The sequence below is a fragment of the Rubrobacter sp. M3-4 genome (assembly GCF_059772285.1).
In genome coordinates this window covers 1-722 of record NZ_JCBAJP010000028.1, presented here as the reverse complement: position 1 = coordinate 722, position 722 = coordinate 1, and the positions used below count along the sequence as shown (strand labels likewise).

At 65.9% G+C, this 722-nt stretch carries 1 protein-coding gene; it reads left to right on the top strand.

What is annotated here, in order from left to right; translation table 11 throughout:
- On the top strand, window positions 1-722 hold a 722-nt coding region (locus tag AC6EKW_RS15025), incomplete at both ends, for a ZIP family metal transporter (protein ID WP_498514827.1).

Sequence of the window (722 nt, the reverse complement as noted above, 5' to 3'; positions counted from 1 at the left end):
GAGATGAACGCTGTCTTCGCAGCCTCGCTCGCCGGAGCGGGCTTCTGCGGGGCGAGCCTCTTCGGGCTGCTCGGAGGTGGGATCACCCAGAGAGCCAGAGCCTCTCTTCTCGCCTTCGCAGCAGGGATCATCCTCGCCCTCGCCTTCGCCGACCTCCTGCCCGAGAGCGTCGAGGCGGCGGGCCCAAAAGCCATAGCCTGCTTCGCCACAGCGTTCGCGCTCATGGCGCTCCTCGAAGGGCTTCACAGCTCTCACCATCGCCACGATGAAGCCGATACCACCCGGCCGATAGGCTCAGAAGGGGCCACCGTGCTCCTCCCCTTCGTGATCGGCTTTGCACTTCACAACCTGGCCGAAGGGTTCGTCGTGGCGGCAGGAGCGGGGGCCTCGGCCGTTGCGGTGGGAGGGATAGGGATAGGGGTGATGGTACACAAGATCCCCGAAGGAGGATCGCTCGGGGCGGTTCTCGCAGGATCCGGGACGAGCAGGGCGAAGGTGGCAGTGATAGCGTTCGTGCTGGGGCTGGTGGTGCCTGTGGCGGCGGGGCTGACGCTCTTTTTCTCCCCTCCTGGAGAAGCGGTGGTAGGGATGATGAGCGGGGCAGCGGGAGGGGTGCTTTGCTACCTGGGAGGCTCGCATCTTTTGCCGGAGGCGAGGGAGGGAGGAGGCAGGGAGGCTGGGGTGGTGTTTGCGGTTTCTATGCTTGGCGGCGTGGTGCTGCT